This is a genomic window from Mesorhizobium sp. M1A.T.Ca.IN.004.03.1.1 (genome assembly GCF_003997555.1).
In the GTDB taxonomy this organism is placed as follows: Bacteria; Pseudomonadota; Alphaproteobacteria; order Rhizobiales; family Rhizobiaceae; genus Mesorhizobium.
The window spans coordinates 1-269 of the sequence record NZ_RZTV01000365.1 but is presented as its reverse complement, the minus strand read 5'-3'; the positions used below and the strand labels follow the sequence as shown (position 1 = coordinate 269).

At 62.1% G+C, this 269-nt stretch carries 1 pseudogene; it reads right to left on the bottom strand.

Annotation, left to right across the window (positions count from 1 at the left end):
• Positions 1-269 (bottom strand): annotated as a pseudogene (locus EOD29_RS31995) (N-acyl-L-homoserine lactone (AHL) synthase); the annotation flags it as partial.

Below are 269 nucleotides of genomic sequence, written 5' to 3'. Positions count from 1 at the left end.
GTAGGGTCAGGCCGAGGGCGGCGCGCATCTTGCGCAGCACGCGGTCAGATACTTCGAAGGCGCCGCAGCAGACGGGATACTTGCCGTAGCCGTCTGCCCGGCCGAGTTCTTCCACTTCGGCGCCTGCGCGTTTGTAAACACGCTTGAGATAGGGTTCGTAATTGGAAATCATCGTGTGGATGCCGTGGTCGAGCGCGCATTCGCAGAGCGCCAGCAGCATCATCGAGAAGGCGCGGCCGGCATCGATGTTGGGGAAATCCCTGGCGATC